13 protein-coding genes, 2 tRNA genes, 3 rRNA genes and 1 other annotated feature (1 of these 19 only partly in view) are annotated in these 21,909 nt (G+C 43.3%); of the genes, 2 read left to right on the top strand and 16 right to left on the bottom strand.

Translation table 11 applies throughout. From position 1 onward, the window contains the following. Nucleotides 1–12 (bottom strand) — a binding site (T-box leader) (it extends 204 nt beyond the left edge of the window). A 53-nt stretch (nt 13–65) separates the two neighbouring features. Then, entirely contained in the window at nt 66–656 is a 591-nt protein-coding gene (pdxT, locus tag NST73_RS00090) for a pyridoxal 5'-phosphate synthase glutaminase subunit PdxT (protein ID WP_008342030.1), read from the bottom strand. Nucleotides 657–676: 20 nt separating this feature from the next. Continuing rightward, nucleotides 677–1,561 (bottom strand): pyridoxal 5'-phosphate synthase lyase subunit PdxS, encoded by an 885-nt coding sequence (gene pdxS / locus NST73_RS00085; protein WP_039170343.1) that lies wholly within the window; start codon nt 1,559–1,561, stop codon nt 677–679. A gap of 246 nt (nt 1,562–1,807) precedes the next feature. Between pdxS and NST73_RS00080 the strand changes: the two genes are divergently transcribed. Then, on the top strand, nt 1,808–3,286 hold the full coding sequence (locus NST73_RS00080) for a PLP-dependent aminotransferase family protein (protein ID WP_058214427.1): 1,479 nt from the start codon (nt 1,808–1,810) through the stop codon (nt 3,284–3,286). A gap of 42 nt (nt 3,287–3,328) precedes the next feature. Here the strand turns inward: NST73_RS00080 and NST73_RS00075 are convergent, their stop codons facing one another. Further along, entirely contained in the window at nt 3,329–4,654 is a 1,326-nt protein-coding gene (locus NST73_RS00075; RefSeq protein WP_008342036.1) for a D-alanyl-D-alanine carboxypeptidase family protein, read from the bottom strand. A 160-nt stretch (nt 4,655–4,814) separates the two neighbouring features. Next, nucleotides 4,815–6,281, bottom strand: a complete 1,467-nt coding sequence (gene guaB / locus NST73_RS00070) for an IMP dehydrogenase (RefSeq protein ID WP_008342039.1) — start codon at nt 6,279–6,281, stop codon at nt 4,815–4,817. Nucleotides 6,282–6,402: 121 nt separating this feature from the next. Here guaB and NST73_RS00065 point away from each other — a divergent pair, with 121 nt between their 5' ends. Continuing rightward, nucleotides 6,403–7,371 (top strand): YaaC family protein, encoded by a 969-nt coding sequence (locus tag NST73_RS00065; RefSeq protein WP_144668620.1) that lies wholly within the window; start codon nt 6,403–6,405, stop codon nt 7,369–7,371. 11 nt (nt 7,372–7,382) lie between these two features. On the opposite strand, the gene rrf is transcribed toward NST73_RS00065, so the two are convergent. From rrf to dnaA, 12 genes are all read right to left on the bottom strand, one after another. After that, nucleotides 7,383–7,498, bottom strand: a 5S ribosomal RNA gene (gene rrf, locus NST73_RS00060). A 61-nt stretch (nt 7,499–7,559) separates the two neighbouring features. Continuing rightward, nucleotides 7,560–10,490: ribosomal RNA gene (locus tag NST73_RS00055) — 23S ribosomal RNA — on the bottom strand. 98 nt (nt 10,491–10,588) lie between these two features. Then, a tRNA-Ala gene (locus NST73_RS00050) sits at nt 10,589–10,664 on the bottom strand. Nucleotides 10,665–10,678: 14 nt separating this feature from the next. Beyond that, nucleotides 10,679–10,755 (bottom strand) — tRNA-Ile (locus NST73_RS00045). 96 nt (nt 10,756–10,851) lie between these two features. Further along, a 16S ribosomal RNA gene (locus NST73_RS00040) occupies nt 10,852–12,400 on the bottom strand. The 16S, 23S and 5S rRNA genes sit together here with 2 tRNA genes alongside, the layout of an rRNA operon. Before the next feature lie 364 nt (nt 12,401–12,764). After that, nucleotides 12,765–15,269 carry a DNA gyrase subunit A gene (gene gyrA / locus NST73_RS00035; protein ID WP_277519146.1) on the bottom strand — a complete coding sequence of 835 codons (2,505 nt, stop codon included), beginning with the start codon at nt 15,267–15,269 and terminating at the stop codon, nt 12,765–12,767. 234 nt (nt 15,270–15,503) lie between these two features. Next, complete coding sequence (gyrB, locus tag NST73_RS00030) at nt 15,504–17,420, bottom strand: DNA topoisomerase (ATP-hydrolyzing) subunit B (protein WP_024718422.1); 1,917 nt, start codon at nt 17,418–17,420, stop codon at nt 15,504–15,506. Nucleotides 17,421–17,477: 57 nt separating this feature from the next. Beyond that, nucleotides 17,478–17,723 carry an extracellular matrix/biofilm biosynthesis regulator RemA family protein gene (locus NST73_RS00025; RefSeq protein WP_024718423.1) on the bottom strand — a complete coding sequence of 82 codons (246 nt, stop codon included), beginning with the start codon at nt 17,721–17,723 and terminating at the stop codon, nt 17,478–17,480. Nucleotides 17,724–17,740: 17 nt separating this feature from the next. After that, nucleotides 17,741–18,853, bottom strand: a complete 1,113-nt coding sequence (gene recF, locus NST73_RS00020) for a DNA replication/repair protein RecF (protein WP_007497487.1) — start codon at nt 18,851–18,853, stop codon at nt 17,741–17,743. A gap of 16 nt (nt 18,854–18,869) precedes the next feature. Continuing rightward, nucleotides 18,870–19,085, bottom strand: coding sequence for a S4 domain-containing protein YaaA (gene yaaA / locus NST73_RS00015; RefSeq protein ID WP_008347598.1), 216 nt, complete (start codon nt 19,083–19,085; stop codon nt 18,870–18,872). Between the two features lie 150 nt (nt 19,086–19,235). Next, a complete protein-coding gene (gene dnaN / locus NST73_RS00010) occupies nt 19,236–20,372 on the bottom strand; it encodes a DNA polymerase III subunit beta (RefSeq protein ID WP_008347596.1) in 1,137 nt (378 codons plus the stop codon). 196 nt (nt 20,373–20,568) lie between these two features. Further along, nucleotides 20,569–21,909 carry a chromosomal replication initiator protein DnaA gene (dnaA, locus tag NST73_RS00005; protein ID WP_008347594.1) on the bottom strand — a complete coding sequence of 447 codons (1,341 nt, stop codon included), beginning with the start codon at nt 21,907–21,909 and terminating at the stop codon, nt 20,569–20,571.

Raw genomic sequence — 21,909 nt, 5'->3', positions numbered from 1 at the left:
CAACGCTTTTTCGATCTTTGATTGTGATTTTAATGTACTATAAGTTTTATCTCTTTTCAACCGTTTTATACAGCAAGCTTCGTTTTATAGGACTCCACCATCTCAACAAACAGCTGTGTTAACCGATGGTCGTCTGTCAGCTCTGGATGAAAAGAACAACCTAAGATATTGTTTTCTTTCGCCATCACAATCCTGCCGTCATACTCAGCCATGACCTCTACGCTCTCATCTGCGCTGATGATATGAGGCGCACGGATGAACACTCCTGTAAACGGCGCATCCAGTCCTTTCACTTCTACATCTGCTTCAAAGCTATCTACCTGTCTGCCAAACGAATTACGTGCAACAGATACATTTAACAGTCCAAGATGAGCATCTTCTCGATCTTCTATATGCTTTGCCAGCATAATCAAACCGGCACAAGTCCCAAATATCGGTTTACCTTGAGCAGCGAACGCTTTAATCGGTTCAATGAATTGGTACGTATCCATGAGTCTTCTCATCGTCGTACTTTCACCACCAGGGATAATGAGACCGTCAACAATTTCTAACTCCTCTACCCGCTTGATGATCTTTCCCGCTGCGCCACAAGCTTCAATCGATTGAATATGCTCTCTCACCGCTCCTTGAAGCCCTAGTACACCAATTGTTAGCATGTTCGTTTGCGCTCCCTTAATTACCAGCCACGCTCTTGCATACGCTCTTCTGGCAATAGATTTGAAATTTCAATTCCTTTCATCGCTGTTCCAAGCTCTTTAGAAAGCTCTGCAATTAGACGGTAATCTGTGAAATGAGTCGTTGCTTCTACAATCGCTTTTGCAAACTTAGCTGGATTGTCTGATTTGAAGATACCAGAGCCGACAAATACACCATCTGCTCCAAGCTGCATCATTAATGCTGCATCTGCTGGTGTTGCAACACCTCCAGCAGCAAAGTTTACAACCGGCAATTTGCCGTCTTTTTTAATTTGAACCAATAATTCATAAGGTGCGCCTAGATTCTTGGCTTCTGTCATCAATTCATCTTCGCTCATTGCAACAACTTTACGAATTTGAGCATTGACCTTTCTCATATGACGAACAGCTTCTACAATATTTCCTGTACCAGGCTCACCTTTTGTACGCAACATAGATGCACCTTCTGCAATACGACGAGTCGCTTCACCTAGATCACGGCAGCCACATACGAAAGGTACTGTGTATTCATTTTTATTTAAATGGAATTCCTCATCTGCGGGCGTCAGCACTTCACTCTCATCAATATAATCAACACCAAGTGCTTCAAGAACACGAGCTTCCACGATGTGGCCGATACGTGCTTTTGCCATGACTGGAATCGTTACTGCATTTTGTACTTCTTCTACGATTCTTGGATCTGCCATACGGGCAACACCGCCTGCTGCACGGATATCAGCTGGTACTCGTTCTAGTGCCATTACTGCCACTGCGCCTGCTTCTTCTGCGATTTTTGCCTGCTCAGCATTGACGACATCCATAATGACGCCACCTTTTTGCATTTCTGCCATTCCACGTTTTACTCGTTCAGTTCCCTTATTGCTCACAATTGTTTCCTCCCATTTGTCTATTCGATTGATTCAACACCTTTATCATACAAGCGATAGAGTATAACAATAAAGAGAATAGTATAACAATTCAATTAGCTCATAAAAAAGAAAAAACCCTTATATATCAAGGTTTTATAGTTAAAAAGGCATCATTCCCTCTTTTAAGTGTTATTAACATGTTATAATGCATCTATAACAATTCGAAACCATCTATAACAATTCCACACCCATTGGAGGATTTTCATGCATATTGATATCCATCGACATTCAGATACATCTCTTTCAAATCAGATTTATTTTTCCATCGTTGATCACATCCAATCAGGTCTGCTTCAGCAAGGCGATAAGCTGCCGACTGTACGTGATCTAGCGAAACAGCTGAATGTGAGTCTTGTCACAGCAGCAAAAGCCTATACACGGCTTAAGGACGACGGATTTTTAACGACTGTACAAGGGAAAGGTACGTTTGTGAATGAGCAGCATGAGCAAACTGACATCCCGGTTCAATCATCTACTTCTTTCGATTGGCAGTTATCGATCCCAGATTATTTACCAAGGTCTCAATTTGCTCAGTATCACTATGTCGAAGAAGCCATTAATCTTTCTTCCTCTATGATTGATCCTGGTCTTTTACCTAACCGGTATTTAGAAAAAGAAATGCAGCATGTCCTAGCCCGGCATCCTCAAATCATGTCAAAATACGGAGAAATACAAGGTGACCTTCAGCTTCGTCAGGTCATTCAATCATTTCTAGAAAAATTAGATGTCCCTTCTACTCCTGAAAATATCCTTGTCACAAGCGGTTCTCAGCAAGGACTTGATTTAGTGGCACGTACATTTATCGGGCCGGATGATGTAGTTGTCATGGAGGCGCCCACTTATCCAGGCGCAATTGATGTCTTTATGGGGAGAGGGGCACGAATTATTACGGTTCCTGTCGATCATGAAGGAATGAACATGAAACAGCTTCAAAGCATTTGTGATAAATATAAACCAAAGCTCATCTATACCATTCCTACTTTTCACAGTCCTACAGGCGCCAGTATGTCGATGAAACGAAGAAAACAGCTGCTTTTACTGGCACAAAGCATTGATTGTCTCATTGTAGAGGATGATCCTTATCGTGAGCTTTATTTTGAAAAGAAACCGCCGGCACCCATTAAAAGCCTAGATCACGATGGACACGTCATTTATTTACGAGGATTAAGCAAGACACTGGCTCCAGGATGCAGAATTGGAATTATTACAGCGTCAGGCTCTATATTTAACCGTTTATTAGCTGCAAAAGCCAATAATGATTTAGGGAGCCCGCTTCTCACCCAAAAGGCGATCTTACCGTTTCTCACTTCCAAGAAAATGATCGATCATACGAAAAAATTAAGAACTGCCTTGAAGGTGAGACGCGATTTGATGATGGATGTGTTGACAAAGCATGCGCCAAAGGACGTCACCTGGCAAATCCCACAGGGCGGGCTCAATTTGTGGCTTAGCTTTCCTTCCTGGGTCGATACACGTGCCCTATTACATGAGGCGCGGAAGCAACAAATCACCTTCCTGCCTGGCTCTGTCTGCTATCCTGGGGAGCCGAAGCAGAATTATATACGTCTCAGTTTTTCTTATGTGAATGAAAAGGCACTGACGGAAGGTATGGAAAAGTTATGTGGTATTTTTCAGCAGGCCTTGTCTTCACCTCAAAACCACAAACAATCTCTTTTCTTTTAATGATAAAAAAACTGCTCTCATATATAGAGAGCAGTTTTTTTATTAGAACCAACCTTTTACTGTGTCGACGATTCCGCCCCAAATGCCAGCGAAGAATCCACCTACACCACGCATTGCAAGGATGAACCAGTTTGCTTTTTCATCACCTGTTTTCGTCACAAGCTCAACACCTGATTGGTCTTTACTCAAATAGCCGTAGTCCTTCTCATCACCAGAATAAGAAGTCGTTAGCATGCCAACCTTCGTTCCTTTTTTAATAGGAGCTTCTAGGTTCTTTTTATCAATATTTACTTTCGCTTTATAGCTCTTCTCGTCACCATTTTTAACCGGTACAGAGAAAGCTTCTTTCGTCACGACGGGTACTTCTTTATCTTTCCCTTTATCGACTTCGATGTTTTCATGTCCCTTGATTTGTTGGCCTTTTTTGTACATTTCTTTCATCGTGAAGTTTTTAAAGGCATAATCGAACAATTTTTTCGCCACATCAAAACGAGCTGTATGAAGATTTCCTTTAGCATTAAGGACAACTGCGATCACACGCATGTCACCACGTTTTGCTGTACCTGTGAAGCTAGAACCAGCTGAATCAGTAGATCCCGTTTTCAGACCGTCTACGCCTTCATATTCTTTCACAAGCCCTTTAAGCATAAAGTTCCAGTTTGGCATGTCCATTTCGTCATCTGTGCCTTCTCTGAACTTTGTTTTCGCGATGCTTGCTGTTTCAAGAATTTCTGGATGATCTTTGATGAGATGCTGTGCAAGCAAAGCCATATCCTTTGCGGAAACTTCGCTTTCTTCATCAGGTCCCGTACCTTTTGGCTGTTTGCCATGTAAGTCTTTATTTTCTAATCCAGTTGCATTCACGAATTTGTAATTGGTTAAGCCAAGTTCTTTTGCTTTTGCATTCATTTTTTCAACAAACTTTGATTCTGATCCAGCGATTACCTCTGCTAGACCAATTGCTGCTGCATTTGCTGAATAAATAGCCGTTGCTTGATAAAGTTCTTTGACAGTATACGAACCATCTTTTCTCAATGGAACATTGGATAAACTGCGGTCCTGAGAAATTTCGTACACGTAATCATCTGGCGTATATGTTTGATCCCATTTCACTTTGCCTTCAGCAATCGCCTCTAGTAATAGATACTCTGTCATCATCTTTGCCATACTTGCAATAGGCAGTCTTTGTTCTGCGTTTTTACTATAAAGAATTTTACCTGTAGAAGCTTCAATAAGGATGGCTGCTTTCGCATTCACATTGAATGGATCTTCAGCCGCTTTTGCTTTGGACATTGGGGTAAATGCAGTAACAATCAATGCCAATGCAAGGATAGAGACCATAAGCTGTTTCAACATCTTGCTGTTCAATCGTCATACCTCCGTATTCATCTTTTTTCGACGTTTTTCATATATATTTAATCCACAAGGGCTTATTTCGACACAACAGTATAAATTTTATCACAATAAAGACAAAAAAAATAGACAGAGTCATAGACCCTGTCAAATGTAATTTGATTGTCACAATTTATCAAGAAATTGTGTAGTTTGGTGATTCTTTTGTAATTTGTACATCATGTGGATGGCTCTCACGAAGACCTGCACCTGTCATGCGAATGAATTGTGCTTCTTCTCTAAGAGTACGTAAGTCCTGTGTTCCACAGTAGCCCATACCAGAGCGAATACCGCCAACAAGTTGGTAAACAGTGTCAACAACTGGTCCTTTATACGGTGTACGTCCTTCGATACCTTCTGGAACGAATTTTTTATTATCTTCTTGGAAGTAACGATCTTTACTTCCTTTTTCCATTGCAGCAACAGAACCCATACCACGATATACTTTGAAACGTCTGCCTTGGAAAATTTCTGTTTCTCCTGGGCTTTCAGATGTACCAGCAAGAAGGCTTCCCAGCATAACAGCATGTCCACCAGAAGCTAATGCTTTCACGATATCACCTGAATATTTAATTCCACCATCTGCAATAATAGATTTACCATGCTTTCTTGCTTCTGTTGCACAGTCATAAATCGCTGTGATTTGTGGTACACCGACCCCTGCAACAACACGTGTTGTACAAATCGATCCTGGTCCAATACCCACTTTTACAATATCTGCTCCAGCTTCAAACAATGCTTTTGTTGCTTCAGCTGTTGCAACGTTACCAGCAATGATGTTAAGAGAAGGATACGTTTCACGGATTTTCGATACAGTGTCTAGAACACCTTGAGAATGACCGTGTGCTGTATCAATGACGATCACATCAACATTGGCTTCTACTAATTTTTTCACACGAGTCATTGTATCGCCAGTGACACCTACAGCGGCACCAACAATTAAACGGCCATGTGCATCTTTAGAGGAGTTAGGGAATTCAATCACTTTTTCAATATCTTTGATGGTGATGAGACCTTTTAATGTTCCTTCGTCATCTAAAAGAGGTAATTTTTCAATTTTATATTGCTGAAGGATTTTTTCAGCTTCTTCTAATGTTGTTCCAACAGAAGCTGTCACAAGTTCCTCTTTTGTCATCACGTCGCTAATCTTCATTGAATAATCCGAAATAAAACGAAGGTCACGGTTCGTAATAATCCCAACAAGCTTTTGATCTTGTTCGTTATTGACAATCGGTACACCAGAAATACGATATTTACCCATTAAATGTTCTGCATCGAATACTTGATGATCCGGTGTTAAGAAAAATGGATTTGTAATAACACCACGCTCTGAACGTTTTACTTTGTCCACTTGTTCAGCTTGCTGCTCAATAGACATGTTCTTATGGATGATTCCAAGACCACCTTGACGTGCCATTGCAATCGCCATTTGCGATTCCGTCACAGTATCCATTCCTGCACTAATAATTGGAATGTTCAGCTTTAAAGTGCTTGTTAACTCAACTGATAAATTGACATCACGCGGAAGCACCTCAGACTTTGCTGGAACAAGCAACACATCGTCAAACGTCAAACCTTCTTTTGAAAATTTACTTTCCCACATTAGTAAATCCCCCTCTTTTCGGCAAAATATTATATGTAGATTATCAACTAGGAAACAGCATGTCAAGGAAGCAACAAACAGTTGCAATTTTTAGAAAATATAAAGAGAGTTGAGGAAGAAGATGAAAAGTTCAGGATGGAAGGATTTAAAACGTTTTTACTCACTTGAAACTTCCCAAAAGTTTCTATTTCAACAGTACGAGAAACGGAACATTCAGGAGGCAAACCAGCAGGCCTATAAAAACTGTGAACGATTTATTTACTTTTTAAAGCACGGTCATACATTTTATGACCAAGCCGCATCAGCTCCGCTTGAACTAAAACCGATTTTATTGTTTTATGGAATGGCACAGCTGTTAAAGGCATGTTTGCTGACAGTGGATCCCGACTATCCTTCTCAAACCTCTGTCTTAGCTCATGGTGTCACCTCAAGAAAAAGAAAGAAGCAACATTATCGTTTTAGTGAGGATGAAGTCAAGATTCAGCGAAACGGATTATGTATGCATGTATTAAAGCACTTATTTCATTTAAATGGTCTTGAAGATGAACGATTTACGATGATCAATCTCCTTTCAAAAATACCTGAAATGGGTCATATTCTGGAGTTTCAAAAACAACCCTCTACTTTAGTGAAAATAGAACAAGCAAATGGCATGTTGATTCAAGATCATATTCCCTTGCTCTATAACATGTCTGCCGAACGTTTTATTGAATATTTTGAGTTCCATACAACTTGGAAGCTTAAGCAACGAGAAGCTAAAAAACTAACATTTGATGTATTTTCAGAAGAAAACCCTGCTCTTGCTACTCATCTTCATTATGATTTAGAAATGAATCAATGGTTCATTCCATCAACGCGAGATGCCTTTTTAGGGATTCCTGAGATCATCAGCCATTACTTGTTAATGTATAATCTCAGTATGATTGCCCGCTACGAAACAGAATGGTGGTACGAGCTTTTATCTCAATACATTAGTGATGATTATGTCATGATTGAACGTTATATGGAGATTGCCGAGGACAAGTTTCCGGCTTATATCATGATGCTGCTAGAAGAAAACACAAAAAAGACCAGTTCCGATTGGAACTGATCCTTTGAAAAGCTTGGCGGCGTCCTACTCTCACAGGGGGAAACCCCCAACTACCATCGGCGCTGAAGAGCTTAACTTCCGTGTTCGGTATGGGAACGGGTGTGACCTCTTCGCTATCGCCACCAAACCTGATGGAGAGAATGTTCTCTCAAAACTAGATAACAATGTTCATTTTTCACATTAGAATATAGGTTAAGTCCTCGATCTATTAGTATCTGTCAGCTCCACGTGTCACCACGCTTCCACCTCAGACCTATCAACCTGATCATCTTTCAGGGATCTTACTTCCTTGCGGAATGGGAAATCTCATCTTGAGGGGGGCTTCATGCTTAGATGCTTTCAGCACTTATCCCGTCCGCACATAGCTACCCAGCGATGCCCTTGGCAGAACAACTGGTACACCAGCGGTGCGTCCATCCCGGTCCTCTCGTACTAAGGACAGCTCCTCTCAAATTTCCTGCGCCCGCGACGGATAGGGACCGAACTGTCTCACGACGTTCTGAACCCAGCTCGCGTACCGCTTTAATGGGCGAACAGCCCAACCCTTGGGACCGACTACAGCCCCAGGATGCGATGAGCCGACATCGAGGTGCCAAACCTCCCCGTCGATGTGGACTCTTGGGGGAGATAAGCCTGTTATCCCCGGGGTAGCTTTTATCCGTTGAGCGATGGCCCTTCCATGCGGAACCACCGGATCACTAAGCCCGACTTTCGTCCCTGCTCGACTTGTAGGTCTCGCAGTCAAGCTCCCTTGTGCCTTTACACTCTGCGAATGATTTCCAACCATTCTGAGGGAACCTTTGGGCGCCTCCGTTACATTTTAGGAGGCGACCGCCCCAGTCAAACTGCCCACCTGACACTGTCTCCCTGCCCGATAAGGGCAGCGGGTTAGAAGGTCAATACAGCCAGGGTAGTATCCCACCGATGCCTCCACCGAAGCTAGCGCTCCGGTTTCCAAGGCTCCTACCTATCCTGTACAAGCTGTACCAACATTCAATATCAGGCTGCAGTAAAGCTCCACGGGGTCTTTCCGTCCTGTCGCGGGTAACCTGCATCTTCACAGGTACTATAATTTCACCGAGTCTCTCGTTGAGACAGTGCCCAGATCGTTGCGCCTTTCGTGCGGGTCGGAACTTACCCGACAAGGAATTTCGCTACCTTAGGACCGTTATAGTTACGGCCGCCGTTTACTGGGGCTTCAATTCGCACCTTCGCTTACGCTAAGCGCTCCTCTTAACCTTCCAGCACCGGGCAGGCGTCAGCCCCTATACTTCGCCTTACGGCTTCGCAGAGACCTGTGTTTTTGCTAAACAGTCGCCTGGGCCTATTCACTGCGGCTTCTCGGGGCTTTAACACCCTAAGAAGCACCCCTTCTCCCGAAGTTACGGGGTCATTTTGCCGAGTTCCTTAACGAGAGTTCTCTCGATCACCTTAGGATTCTCTCCTCGCCTACCTGTGTCGGTTTGCGGTACGGGCACCTCTCACCTCGCTAGAGGCTTTTCTTGGCAGTGTGGAATCAGGAACTTCGCTACTAAATTTCGCTCGCCATCACAGCTCAGCCTTCACGGGAAACGGATTTGCCTATTTCCCAGCCTAACTGCTTGGACGCGGATATCCAATACCGCGCTTACCCTATCCTCCTGCGTCCCCCCATTGCTCAAATGGTGAGGAGGTGGTACAGGAATATCAACCTGTTGTCCATCGCCTACGCCTTTCGGCCTCGGCTTAGGTCCCGACTAACCCTGAGCGGACGAGCCTTCCTCAGGAAACCTTAGGCATTCGGTGGACGGGATTCTCACCCGTCTTTCGCTACTCATACCGGCATTCTCACTTCTAAGCGCTCCACCAGTCCTTCCGGTCTGACTTCACTGCACTTAGAACGCTCTCCTACCACTGTTCGTAAGAACAGTCCGCAGCTTCGGTGATACGTTTAGCCCCGGTACATTTTCGGCGCAGAGTCACTCGACCAGTGAGCTATTACGCACTCTTTAAATGGTGGCTGCTTCTAAGCCAACATCCTGGTTGTCTAAGCAACTCCACATCCTTTTCCACTTAACGTATACTTTGGGACCTTAGCTGGCGGTCTGGGCTGTTTCCCTTTCGACTACGGATCTTATCACTCGCAGTCTGACTCCCAAGGATAAGTCATCGGCATTCGGAGTTTGACTGAATTCGGTAACCCGGTAGGGGCCCCTAGTCCAATCAGTGCTCTACCTCCGAGACTCTTACCTTGAGGCTAGCCCTAAAGCTATTTCGGAGAGAACCAGCTATCTCCAGGTTCGATTGGCATTTCACCCCTACCCACACCTCATCCCCGCACTTTTCAACGTGCGTGGGTTCGGGCCTCCATTCAGTGTTACCTGAACTTCACCCTGGACATGGGTAGATCACCTGGTTTCGGGTCTACGACCACGTACTCATGCGCCCTATTCAGACTCGCTTTCGCTGCGGCTCCGCATCTTCTGCTTAACCTTGCACGGGATCGTAACTCGCCGGTTCATTCTACAAAAGGCACGCCATCACCCGTTAACGGGCTCTGACTACTTGTAGGCACACGGTTTCAGGATCTATTTCACTCCCCTTCCGGGGTGCTTTTCACCTTTCCCTCACGGTACTGGTTCACTATCGGTCACTAGGGAGTATTTAGCCTTGGGAGATGGTCCTCCCGGATTCCGACGGAATTTCACGTGTTCCGCCGTACTCAGGATCCACTCTGGAGAGAACAACATTTCAGTTACAGGGCTGTTACCTTCTTTGGCGGGCCTTTCCAGACCTCTTCGCTTATATCGTTCCTTTGTAACTCCGTATAGAGTGTCCTACAACCCCAAGAGGCAAGCCTCTTGGTTTGGGCTGTTCCCGTTTCGCTCGCCGCTACTCAGGGAATCGCATTTGCTTTCTCTTCCTCCGGGTACTTAGATGTTTCAGTTCCCCGGGTATGCCTTCTCATACTCTATGTATTCAAGTATGGATACTACTCCATTACGAGCAGTGGGTTTCCCCATTCGGAAATCTCCGGATCAAAGCTTGCTTACAGCTCCCCGAAGCATATCGGTGTTCGTCCCGTCCTTCATCGGCTCCTAGTGCCAAGGCATCCACCGTGCGCCCTTTCTAACTTAACCATTTCTTACTTTAGAAAGAATCACTATGTGTGATGAACTTTGCATTGCATTCAATGTGAATGTATTACTTATTGTTATCTAGTTTTCAAAGAACACGTTGGTGGAGCCTAGCGGGATCGAACCGCTGACCTCCTGCGTGCAAGGCAGGCGCTCTCCCAGCTGAGCTAAGGCCCCGATTTAATAGAAGATGGTGGGCCTGAGTGGACTCGAACCACCGACCTCACGCTTATCAGGCGTGCGCTCTAACCAGCTGAGCTACAGGCCCATCTTTCATATCGAAGATATGATGTTGTAGGATCTTTTGCAAGTTCCTTCAAAACTAAACAAGACGAAAAACGTACGCTGCTCCATATATCCTTAGAAAGGAGGTGATCCAGCCGCACCTTCCGATACGGCTACCTTGTTACGACTTCACCCCAATCATCTGCCCCACCTTCGGCGGCTGGCTCCATAAAGGTTACCTCACCGACTTCGGGTGTTGCAAACTCTCGTGGTGTGACGGGCGGTGTGTACAAGGCCCGGGAACGTATTCACCGCGGCATGCTGATCCGCGATTACTAGCGATTCCAGCTTCACGCAGTCGAGTTGCAGACTGCGATCCGAACTGAGAACAGATTTGTGGGATTGGCTAAACCTTGCGGTCTCGCAGCCCTTTGTTCTGTCCATTGTAGCACGTGTGTAGCCCAGGTCATAAGGGGCATGATGATTTGACGTCATCCCCACCTTCCTCCGGTTTGTCACCGGCAGTCACCTTAGAGTGCCCAACTAAATGCTGGCAACTAAGATCAAGGGTTGCGCTCGTTGCGGGACTTAACCCAACATCTCACGACACGAGCTGACGACAACCATGCACCACCTGTCACTCTGTCCCCGAAGGGAAAGCCCTATCTCTAGGGTTGTCAGAGGATGTCAAGACCTGGTAAGGTTCTTCGCGTTGCTTCGAATTAAACCACATGCTCCACCGCTTGTGCGGGCCCCCGTCAATTCCTTTGAGTTTCAGTCTTGCGACCGTACTCCCCAGGCGGAGTGCTTAATGCGTTAGCTGCAGCACTAAGGGGCGGAAACCCCCTAACACTTAGCACTCATCGTTTACGGCGTGGACTACCAGGGTATCTAATCCTGTTCGCTCCCCACGCTTTCGCTCCTCAGCGTCAGTTACAGACCAGAGAGTCGCCTTCGCCACTGGTGTTCCTCCACATCTCTACGCATTTCACCGCTACACGTGGAATTCCACTCTCCTCTTCTGCACTCAAGTTTCCCAGTTTCCAATGACCCTCCCCGGTTGAGCCGGGGGCTTTCACATCAGACTTAAGAAACCGCCTGCGAGCCCTTTACGCCCAATAATTCCGGACAACGCTTGCCACCTACGTATTACCGCGGCTGCTGGCACGTAGTTAGCCGTGGCTTTCTGGTTAGGTACCGTCAAGGTGCAAGCAGTTACTCTTGCACTTGTTCTTCCCTAACAACAGAGCTTTACGATCCGAAAACCTTCATCACTCACGCGGCGTTGCTCCGTCAGACTTTCGTCCATTGCGGAAGATTCCCTACTGCTGCCTCCCGTAGGAGTCTGGGCCGTGTCTCAGTCCCAGTGTGGCCGATCACCCTCTCAGGTCGGCTACGCATCGTCGCCTTGGTGAGCCGTTACCTCACCAACTAGCTAATGCGCCGCGGGTCCATCTGTAAGTGACAGCCGAAACCGTCTTTCATCCTTGAACCATGCGGTTCAAGGAACTATCCGGTATTAGCTCCGGTTTCCCGGAGTTATCCCAGTCTTACAGGCAGGTTACCCACGTGTTACTCACCCGTCCGCCGCTAACATCCGGGAGCAAGCTCCCTTCTGTCCGCTCGACTTGCATGTATTAGGCACGCCGCCAGCGTTCGTCCTGAGCCAGGATCAAACTCTCCGAAAAAGTACAAAACCGAAGTTTTGCTTTTCGCCAGTTTGACTGACTACCTATGATGTATCATAGGATTTTTTTATAAAAACTCGAATTAACAGGTACGTTTTGTCTTGTTTAGTTTTCAAAGAACTTGTTTGTCACTCTCTCAAAGCGACCACTTAAATATATCATATATCTCTATCAAGAGTCAACATTTTTCTTGAAAAACATTTTATTTTTTTAAGAAGTTTTTGTTATGAAAGAGATAAAAAATAGAGCCTCTTTTTGCTCCTTTGAAAGATTAACACATATCTATGAAAAAAGCATTATAAACTTCAAAAAAAATCATGTTTTTTCAAAAAAAAATAAAGCCGGTGAAAAACCGGCTTTATCTTTACTCAGATTGCTCTTGATCTGACTCTACATTTTCTACGTTTTCTTCACTATTCTCTTCATCGTCTCCTGGTGATTGTTCTACTAATGCCACTGTAGCGACATGTTCATCATCACCTAGACGGATCAGGCGGACACCTTGAGTGACTCGGCCTGTTGTGGAGATATCTGAAACGGCCATACGGATGATGACACCACTGCCTGTGATAATCATCAAGTCTTCTTCAGCTTCAGCGTTAGTCGCCTTCACTGCAACAAGCGGACCGTTGTTGTCAGTGATCTTGCAAGTTTTCAGACCTTTACCACCACGGCTTTGGACACGATATTCTTTTTCAGGCGTTAATTTACCATAACCTTTTTCAGTTACGATCAATACGTTTGCATCTGGCTCAAGGATTTCCATTCCAACGACGATGTCATCCTCAGAAAGTGTGATCCCTTTAACTCCAGCTGCTGTACGTCCCATTTCACGAACATCTGTCTCGTCGAAACGAATGAGCATTCCTTTTTTCGTTCCGATGATGATTTGTTTTTCACCATTGGTTAAACGAACAGCCATCAATTCATCTTCATCACGCAGGCTGAGTGCAATCAAACCGTTGTTACGGATGTTTGCAAATTGAGACAATGACGTTCGTTTCGATACACCGTGTCTTGTTGTAAAGAAGAGATACGAATCTTCATCAAATTCGCTGACTGGAATAATGGCGTTTATCCACTCTCCCTTTTCTACTTCAAGAAGGTTAATAATCGGAATCCCTTTCGCTGTTCGTCCGAATTCAGGGATCTCATAGCCCTTCGCTCGATAGACCTTCCCTTTATTAGAGAAGAAGAGAATCGTATCGTGCGTAGATGTTGAGATCAGCTGTTCAACGAAATCATCTTCGTTGGTTCCCATTCCTTGTACACCTTTACCGCCTCTTTTTTGACTGCGGTATGTTGATGCAGGCAGGCGCTTAATATAACCATTATGAGTCAGTGTGATCACAATATTTTCAACAGGAATCAAATCTTCGTCTTCGATTGTTTCTATACCCGCTGTCACAATTTCTGTGCGGCGCGTATCATTGAAGCGTTCTTTGATTTCTGTTAATTCTTCTCTAATGATTTCTAGAACTTTCTCATTGTCTGCTAGAATGGCTTTCAATTCAGCAATCAATTCAACAAGCCCTTTGTATTCATCTTCTATTTTCTCTCTTTCTAAACCAGTCAAACGCTGGAGTCGCATATCGAGAATGGCCTGTGCTTGTTTTTCAGACAAGCTATAGTTTTCCATCAAACCATTTCTTGCAATTTCAGCAGTTTGAGAGCCTCTAATTAAGGCAATGACCTCATCTAAGTGATCAAGCGCAATTCTTAAGCCTTCTAAAATATGAGCTCTTGCTTCCGCTTTACGCAATTCATACGCCGTTCTTCGACGAATGATCACTTTCTGATGCTCAAGGTAATATTCAAGACATTGTTTGAGAGACAACACTTTCGGCTGTCCATCAACAAGTGCAAGCAAGTTAATACCGAAGGACGTTTGAAGTGTCGTTTGTTTATAAAGATTGTTTAATAGAACATGGACGTTTGCGTCTCTTCGTAGTTCAATGACAATTCTCATTCCATTACGGTCAGATTCATCACGAAGATCTGTAATGCCATCAATCTTTTTATCACGGACAAGATCAGCGATTTTTTCGATCAAACGAGCTTTGTTAACCTGGTAAGGAATCTCATTGATGATAATGCGCTGCTTACCACTAGATGTTTCTTCGATATTTGACTTTGCACGTAATGTAATAGAGCCGCGTCCTGTTTCATACGCTTTACGAATACCGCTTCGGCCAATGATTTGTCCCGCAGTTGGGAAGTCTGGACCTGGAATGATGTCCATTAGTTCCTGTGTCGTCATTTCAGGATTTTGACTAATTGCCAATACCCCATCAATCACTTCACCTAGTTGGTGAGGCGGGATATTCGTTGCCATCCCTACAGCGATTCCAGTTGCCCCGTTCACTAATAAGTTCGGGAACCTAGCAGGCATAACGACTGGCTCTCTTTCACTGCCATCATAGTTATCTTGATAATCAATGGTGTCCTTTGTGATATCACGCAGGATCTCCATCGAAATTTTAGAAAGACGTGCCTCGGTATATCGCATGGCTGCTGCACCGTCTCCATCGACAGACCCAAAGTTCCCGTGCCCTTCAACTAGCATATTACGATAGTTGAAATCTTGCGCCATCCGAACCATCGCTTCATATACAGCGCTATCACCGTGAGGGTGGTACTTACCGATAACTTCCCCAACGATACGTGCAGATTTCTTAAATGGTTTATCACTTGTCATACCTAGGTCATTCATCGCATACAAAATTCTTCGATGCACGGGCTTCAATCCGTCTCGCACATCTGGTAATGCACGCGAAACAATAACACTCATTGCATAATCTAAAAAGGACGTACGCATTTCATGGCTAATATTCACTTCGCGTACATTTGGTGTATGTTGTTCACTCACTATAAGAACCTCCCTTTACGTATCACATGAAATAAATTATGTGGGAGTAAAATATGTATTTATCTTCACAAGACTATTCTCCATTATATCAATAATCTTGCCTTTATACACATTTATTTACTAGAAAATCAACGAAACGCAGAAAACCAGGACATTCGTTTCACGCCCCTGTTTCTTGAAAAACAACCTTATTCCAAACAAGAAATAAGGTTGCTCTCAAGGGGGGATACCTATCTAAATATCAAGATTTTTTACGTATTGTGCATTTTCTTCGATAAAGTTACGTCTCGGCTCTACTTTATCTCCCATTAGCATTTCAAAAGTCTCATCAGCATCGATTGCATCCTCAAGTGTAACTTGAAGAAGTGTTCTCGCATCAGGATCCATTGTTGTTTCCCAAAGCTGAGTAGCATTCATCTCTCCAAGACCTTTATAACGCTGAAGTCCAGGTTTCGGTGTTTGAGGCAGTGTTTTTAACAGTTCATCAAGCTGTTTATCGTTATACACGTATTCAACACGCTTTCCTTGTTGCACTTTATATAAAGGCGGCTGTGCAATATACACATAACCGTTTTCAATGATTTCACGCATGTAGCGATAGAAGAATGTTAGGAGTAGCGTCCGAATATGCGCTCCATCAACATCAGCATCAGTCATGATTACAATTTTGTGATAACGTGCTTTCTCTAAAGTGAAGTCTTCTCCGATTCCAGTCCCTAGCGCTGTAATCATTGAACGAACCTCGTTGTTAGATAAAATTTTATCTAGTCGTGCTTTTTCAACGTTTAGGATCTTCCCTCTTAACGGTAAGATCGCTTGGAAATGTCGATCACGACCTTGCTTAGCAGATCCGCCCGCAGAATCTCCCTCTACGATATAAAGCTCAGAGATGGAAGGATCTTTAGAAGAACAGTCTGCCAGTTTCCCAGGCAAGCTAGAGACTTCCAGTGCACTTTTACGTCTTGTCAGCTCACGTGCCTTTTTGGCAGCCATTCTTGCACGAGCTGCCATCACACCTTTCTCCACAATTTTCTTTGCAGCATCAGGGTTCTCTAAGAGGAATTTCTCAAGTGCTTCGGAGAAGAGGGAGTCGGTAATGGTTCTTGCTTCTGAGTTACCGAGCTTTGTCTTCGTTTGTCCTTCGAATTGAGGGTCTGGATGTTTGATAGAGATAATGGCTGTTAAGCCTTCTCGTACATCTTCACCGCTCAAATTCGAGTCACCATCTTTGAATACGCCATTTTTACGAGCATAATCATTGATCACACGCGTCAAACCTGTTTTAAAGCCTGCTTCATGTGTTCCGCCTTCATATGTGTTGATGTTGTTGGCGAAGGAATAGATGTTGCTTGTATAGGAATCGTTGTATTGCAGTGCAACTTCAACGGTGATTCCGTCTTTTTCACCCTCGATGTAAACAGGTTCTTCATGAACGACTTCCTTCGAGCGATTCAAATGTTCTACATAGCTCTTAATACCGCCTTCATAGCAGTATTCGTTTCTTCGCTCTTTGCCTTCACGTAAGTCTTCAATGATGATGTTGACGCCTTTTGTTAAGAAAGCTAACTCACGTACACGGTTAGCAAGTGTGTCGTAATCAAATTCAATGGTTTCAGTGAAAATTTCTGGATCTGGCACAAAATGAGTGGTTGTCCCTGTTACATCTGTTTCACCAATGATCTCTAAATCTCCAACTGGAACACCGCGTTTGAATTGTTGATAATGAATTTTCCCATCACGGTATACGGTCACGTCTAAGGTCGTAGATAACGCATTAACAACAGATGCCCCTACACCATGCAGACCGCCAGATACTTTATAACCGCTGCCGTCAAATTTACCACCAGCGTGAAGAACCGTCATAATCACTTCTACAGCAGGACGTCCCATTTTCTCATGAATCCCAACAGGAATTCCGCGGCCGTTATCTTTCACTGTGATGCTATTATCTTTTTCAATTTGCACTGTAATGTCTGTACAATAACCAGCTAAAGCCTCATCAATACTGTTGTCGACAATTTCCCATACAAGATGGTGAAGTCCTTTTGCACTGGTTGACCCAATGTACATTCCTGGACGTTTTCTAACCGCTTCTAGTCCTTCGAGCACCTGTATCTGATTTTCATCATAACTATTATGTTGCTGTTCCATTGCCACGTACATTCACCTACACTTTTCTTAAACGATATATTTATATGAATTGAGCTTTTAGACTTCAATTTCAATCACAAATGAAGCACGTTTTTTGAGCGTGCTTGAGGAAAGAGGAGAGTAATACACGGATTTAGTTGTGACGACGATGGATTTGGGTGTCCCTTGTGACAACGAAATGATTTGTTCTTCTTGTTTTTGAAGAAATTCCTCTACAACAGAAGATGACCTCATTTTGTAATCAACAATTGCGACAATCTCTCGTGTAGAAACAACACAATCATCACCTAAATGAATATACAAGACCCACACCTCATTTATCAGTCAATTACTTTTCCACTGGCTACTCTGAAAATTTCCGCTTCTTTCAAGGTGGCGTGATCGATGCCTTCAACACTTGTTGTGGTGACGAAGGTCTGTACACGTCCCTGAATGGTATGGAGCAAATGAGACTGTCTGTAATCATCAAGTTCAGATAAAACATCATCGAGCAGAAGAATAGGATATTCACCGATTTCTTCATGAATCAGATCAATTTCTGCCAGCTTTAGTGAAAGAGCTGTTGTTCTTTGCTGCCCTTGAGAGCCATATGTCTGAACATCCCGACCATTCACAAAGAAAAGAAGATCATCTCTGTGAGGCCCCCATAGCGTCACCCCTCGGTCTATTTCTCTGTCTCTTAGTTTCTGAAACGATTCTTCATAGCTATTTTTTATTTTCGACAAGTCTGACGCTTCTGATACCTCTATGGCCGTCTGGTATTGGAGCGTGAGCGTTTCCAGCTCTCTTGAAATCCCAAAATGCAGCGGCTGCGCCCATTTTTCGAGCTGTTTCGTAAAAGTCAGTCGTCTTTTGACAACCTTCGCTGCCGCATCAATCAACTGCTCTGTTAAAATCTCCAGCATCGCTTGATCCGTTTGCTTTCTTGTTTGCAATTGTTTCAAGTAATGATTTCGCTGAGTGAGGATTTTTTGATAGAGCGATAAATCATGCAAGTAGACAGCAGACACTTGTCCAATCTCCATGTCGAGGAATCTTCTGCGGATTTGCGGGCTACCTTTCACAAGGCTGAGATCCTCTGGTGCAAACATGATGGTGTTCAAGGCACCAACATAATGACTGAGTTTCTGTTGTTCAATGTGATTGACCTTGCCCTTTTTTCCTTTTTTTGAGATCACGAGCTGCATGGGGAGTGGACCATTTTTTTTGATGACTCTACCTTCTATTTTAGCATAGTCTTCGTCCCATCGGATAAGTTCTTTATCATTTGACGTACGATGAGACTTTGCCATCGACAATACATAAATCGCTTCCATCAGGTTCGTTTTACCTTGGGCGTTCTCACCAATCATCACATTCACCTTATTGTCGAATTGAAGCTCGGTGTGTTCATAGTTTCGGTATGAAGTTAACGCCAGACTTTGAATGTACATGTATTGTCACCCGTTTCTAATTCACAACTTGAAATGTGCCGTGACCTTCTATCTCGACAACATCTCCTGGGTATAATTTGCGTCCCCGTCTATTATCTGGCTCTTGATTGATGAACACCTCATGTTCACTTAAAAACCACTTGGCCATTCCACCAGATTGAATGACTTCGGCTAATTTCAAAAACTGCCCTAATGTAATCATTTCTGTTTCAATCGTTATCAGATTAGGCATTGTATCGACCTCTTTCAATATCACTAATATCTAATTGTACTAAAAAACAAGACAAGAAGGAAAGGGGGAAAGCGAACTGGGATGAAAGAAAGCTGAGGAAACGAGGAAAAAAGCTGCTGTGCGCTCACACAGCAGCCATTTTAGACCAAATTAATACGTTCTAACTGGAAGAATCAATTGCAAAATGGAATCATCATTTGGCGTGCGTAATAGGAATGGTCTCATTGCGCCAGTGAAACTGACATGAATCTCTGTTCCCTCTAATACTTTTAAAGCATCAAGCATATATTTCGGACTGAAAGAGATTTTGAGATCCTCCCCTTTAATGTCATCTGCTTGCACCGTTTCAACTACTTTACCGATTTCAGGCGAGTTAGAAGAGATTTCAAGGCTTTGCGCAGGATCAGCAGAAAGTTTCACAACGTTGTTACGCCCTTCTCTTGCTAAAAGTGACGCGCGATCAATCGCTTGAAGGAATTCTTTCGTATTCACCACTACATCCGTTTTACTTTCTTGCGGAATGAGGCGAGCTGTATCTGGGTAATTACCATCCAGCAATCTTGAGAAGAATAGCACGTTCTGTGCTTTAAAGAGAACCTGTGTCTCCGTAATGACGATGCTCACAAGATCTTGTCCATCATCAAGAATTTTACTTAGCTCTGTTAAACTCTTTCCTGGAATGACCACATTGTACGAGCTTTCCTCGTTAATATCCAACTTCGCTTTTCTTAAAGCAAGACGATGGCTATCCGTTGCTGTGCATATTAATTCACCTTTTTCAACCTTCCAGTTTACACCTGTCAAGATAGGTCGTGTTTCTGAGGTGGACACTGCGAAAACCGTTTGACGGATAAGGTTTTTAAGCAAATCTGTTGGAATTTGAAAAGCATGATGCTCTTCAATTTGTGGCAGATGCGGATATTCTTCAGCATCTAAGCCGTTTAAATTAAATTCTGCTGAACCAGAGCGGATGATGGTCAGATGATTTTGTTCTACCTCAATTTCGACTGTAGACATAGGCAGTTTCTTAACGATTTCGCTAAAGAAGCGGGCTTGCAGCACAATACTTCCTGGTCGATCAATTGTAATGACTTCTAAGTCTCCATCTCTTTGAGGAATAAAAGATTCGATTGAGATATCAGAATCGCTCCCTGTGAGAGAAACCCCTTCATCAGATGCAACAATTTTAATCCCTGTCAAAATAGGAATCGTTGTTCTAGAGGATACGGCCTTTAATACATCTTGGACACTTTCAACAAGACGATCTTTTTGAATCGTGAATTTCATAGTGGTCCTCCTAATTTTTCTTAATGACATGTATATATATTTATTTAATAAAAATCGTAGAAGTACTAGTAGGGCTTGTGAATATGTGGATAAGTCAGTAGAAAGAAAGGAAAGACAGCCTATCCACATGTGGACAGACTGTGTATGACTATGCTCTAGTTATTCACATTTTCCCGTACTTATCTTATCAGCTTGATTATTTTAGTTGTTCTTTGATCTCTTTGACATGCTGCTGAAGCTGTTCATCTTCAACGATTAATTTTGAAATTTTCTCATGAGCATGAATGACGGTCGTATGATCTCGTCCACCAAATTCTTCTCCGATTTTAGGTAGAGAGGAATCGGTCATTTCTCTAGAGAGATACATCGCAATTTGTCTTGGATAAGCAACTGATTTCGTACGTTTCTTCGCTTTGAAATCTTCTAATCGAATATTAAATTGCTGCCCTACAATTCTTTGAATATCTTTAATTGTAATCACCTTAGGTTTTGATGAAGGAATGATGTCCTTTAGGGCTTCAGCTGCTAGATCAGCATTGATGTCTTTATTGATTAAAGAAGAGTAAGCAACAACACGAATCAAAGCACCTTCCAGTTCCCGAATGTTGCTGTCGATTTGATTGGCAATATAAAGCATGACTTCATTCGGAATGTCTAAACCTTCTGCTTTTGCTTTTTTACGTAAGATCGCAATACGCGTTTCTAGATCTGGCGGGGTAATGTCTGTAATTAAGCCCCATTCGAATCGAGAGCGTAATCTGTCTTCAAGTGTCGGAATTTCCTTTGGCGGCCGGTCACTAGAAATGACGATTTGCTTACTTTCTTCGTGAAGTGTGTTGAATGTATGGAAAAACTCTTCTTGTGTTTGTTCTTTTCCTGCTAAAAATTGAATATCATCTATCAAAAGCACATCTACATTCCGATAGCGATTACGGAAATCGACTGCTTTGTTGTCCCGGATTGAGTTGATAAATTCATTTGTAAATTTTTCAGATGATAGATAGACCACTTTGGCTGATGGATTATGGTCGATGACGTAATGACCGATCGCATGCATTAAGTGAGTCTTTCCTAAACCAACGCCCCCATAAATAAAAAGCGGGTTATATGCTTTTGCTGGTGCTTCTGCGACTGCAAGTGAAGCTGCATGAGCAAAACGGTTGCCTGAACCAATAACAAAAGTATCAAATGTATATTTTGGATTCAGCATATTTTGTGGAATTTCAACGGGTTCTTCTTTCGACATTTTTTTGATTGGAGATTTTGGCATGGCTTCCTCTTCGTCCTGATTTTGAGGAATGATAAATTTGATGCTGAGCTCTTCGCCTGTCAGTTCATAGATGGTATCTGCAATTAAGTGAAGGTATCTTGACTCGAGCCAGTCCCTCGCAAATTCATTAGGTGCAGTAATAGTCAGCGTATCTCCTTGAAGAGAATGGGCTTTAGTGGACTTCATCCATGTTTCAAAACTAGGTTTGCTCAATTTTGTCTCTATTTTTTGAAGTGCTTTATTCCACAGATCCAAAATATTTTCCAT

Origin of the sequence: Bacillus sp. FSL W7-1034 (assembly GCF_038593365.1) — a bacterium.
Taxonomy (GTDB): Bacteria; Bacillota; Bacilli; order Bacillales; family Bacillaceae; genus Bacillus; species Bacillus altitudinis.
Note: the sequence above shows the minus strand (reverse complement) of the source record. Positions and strands in the feature narration are given on the sequence as shown.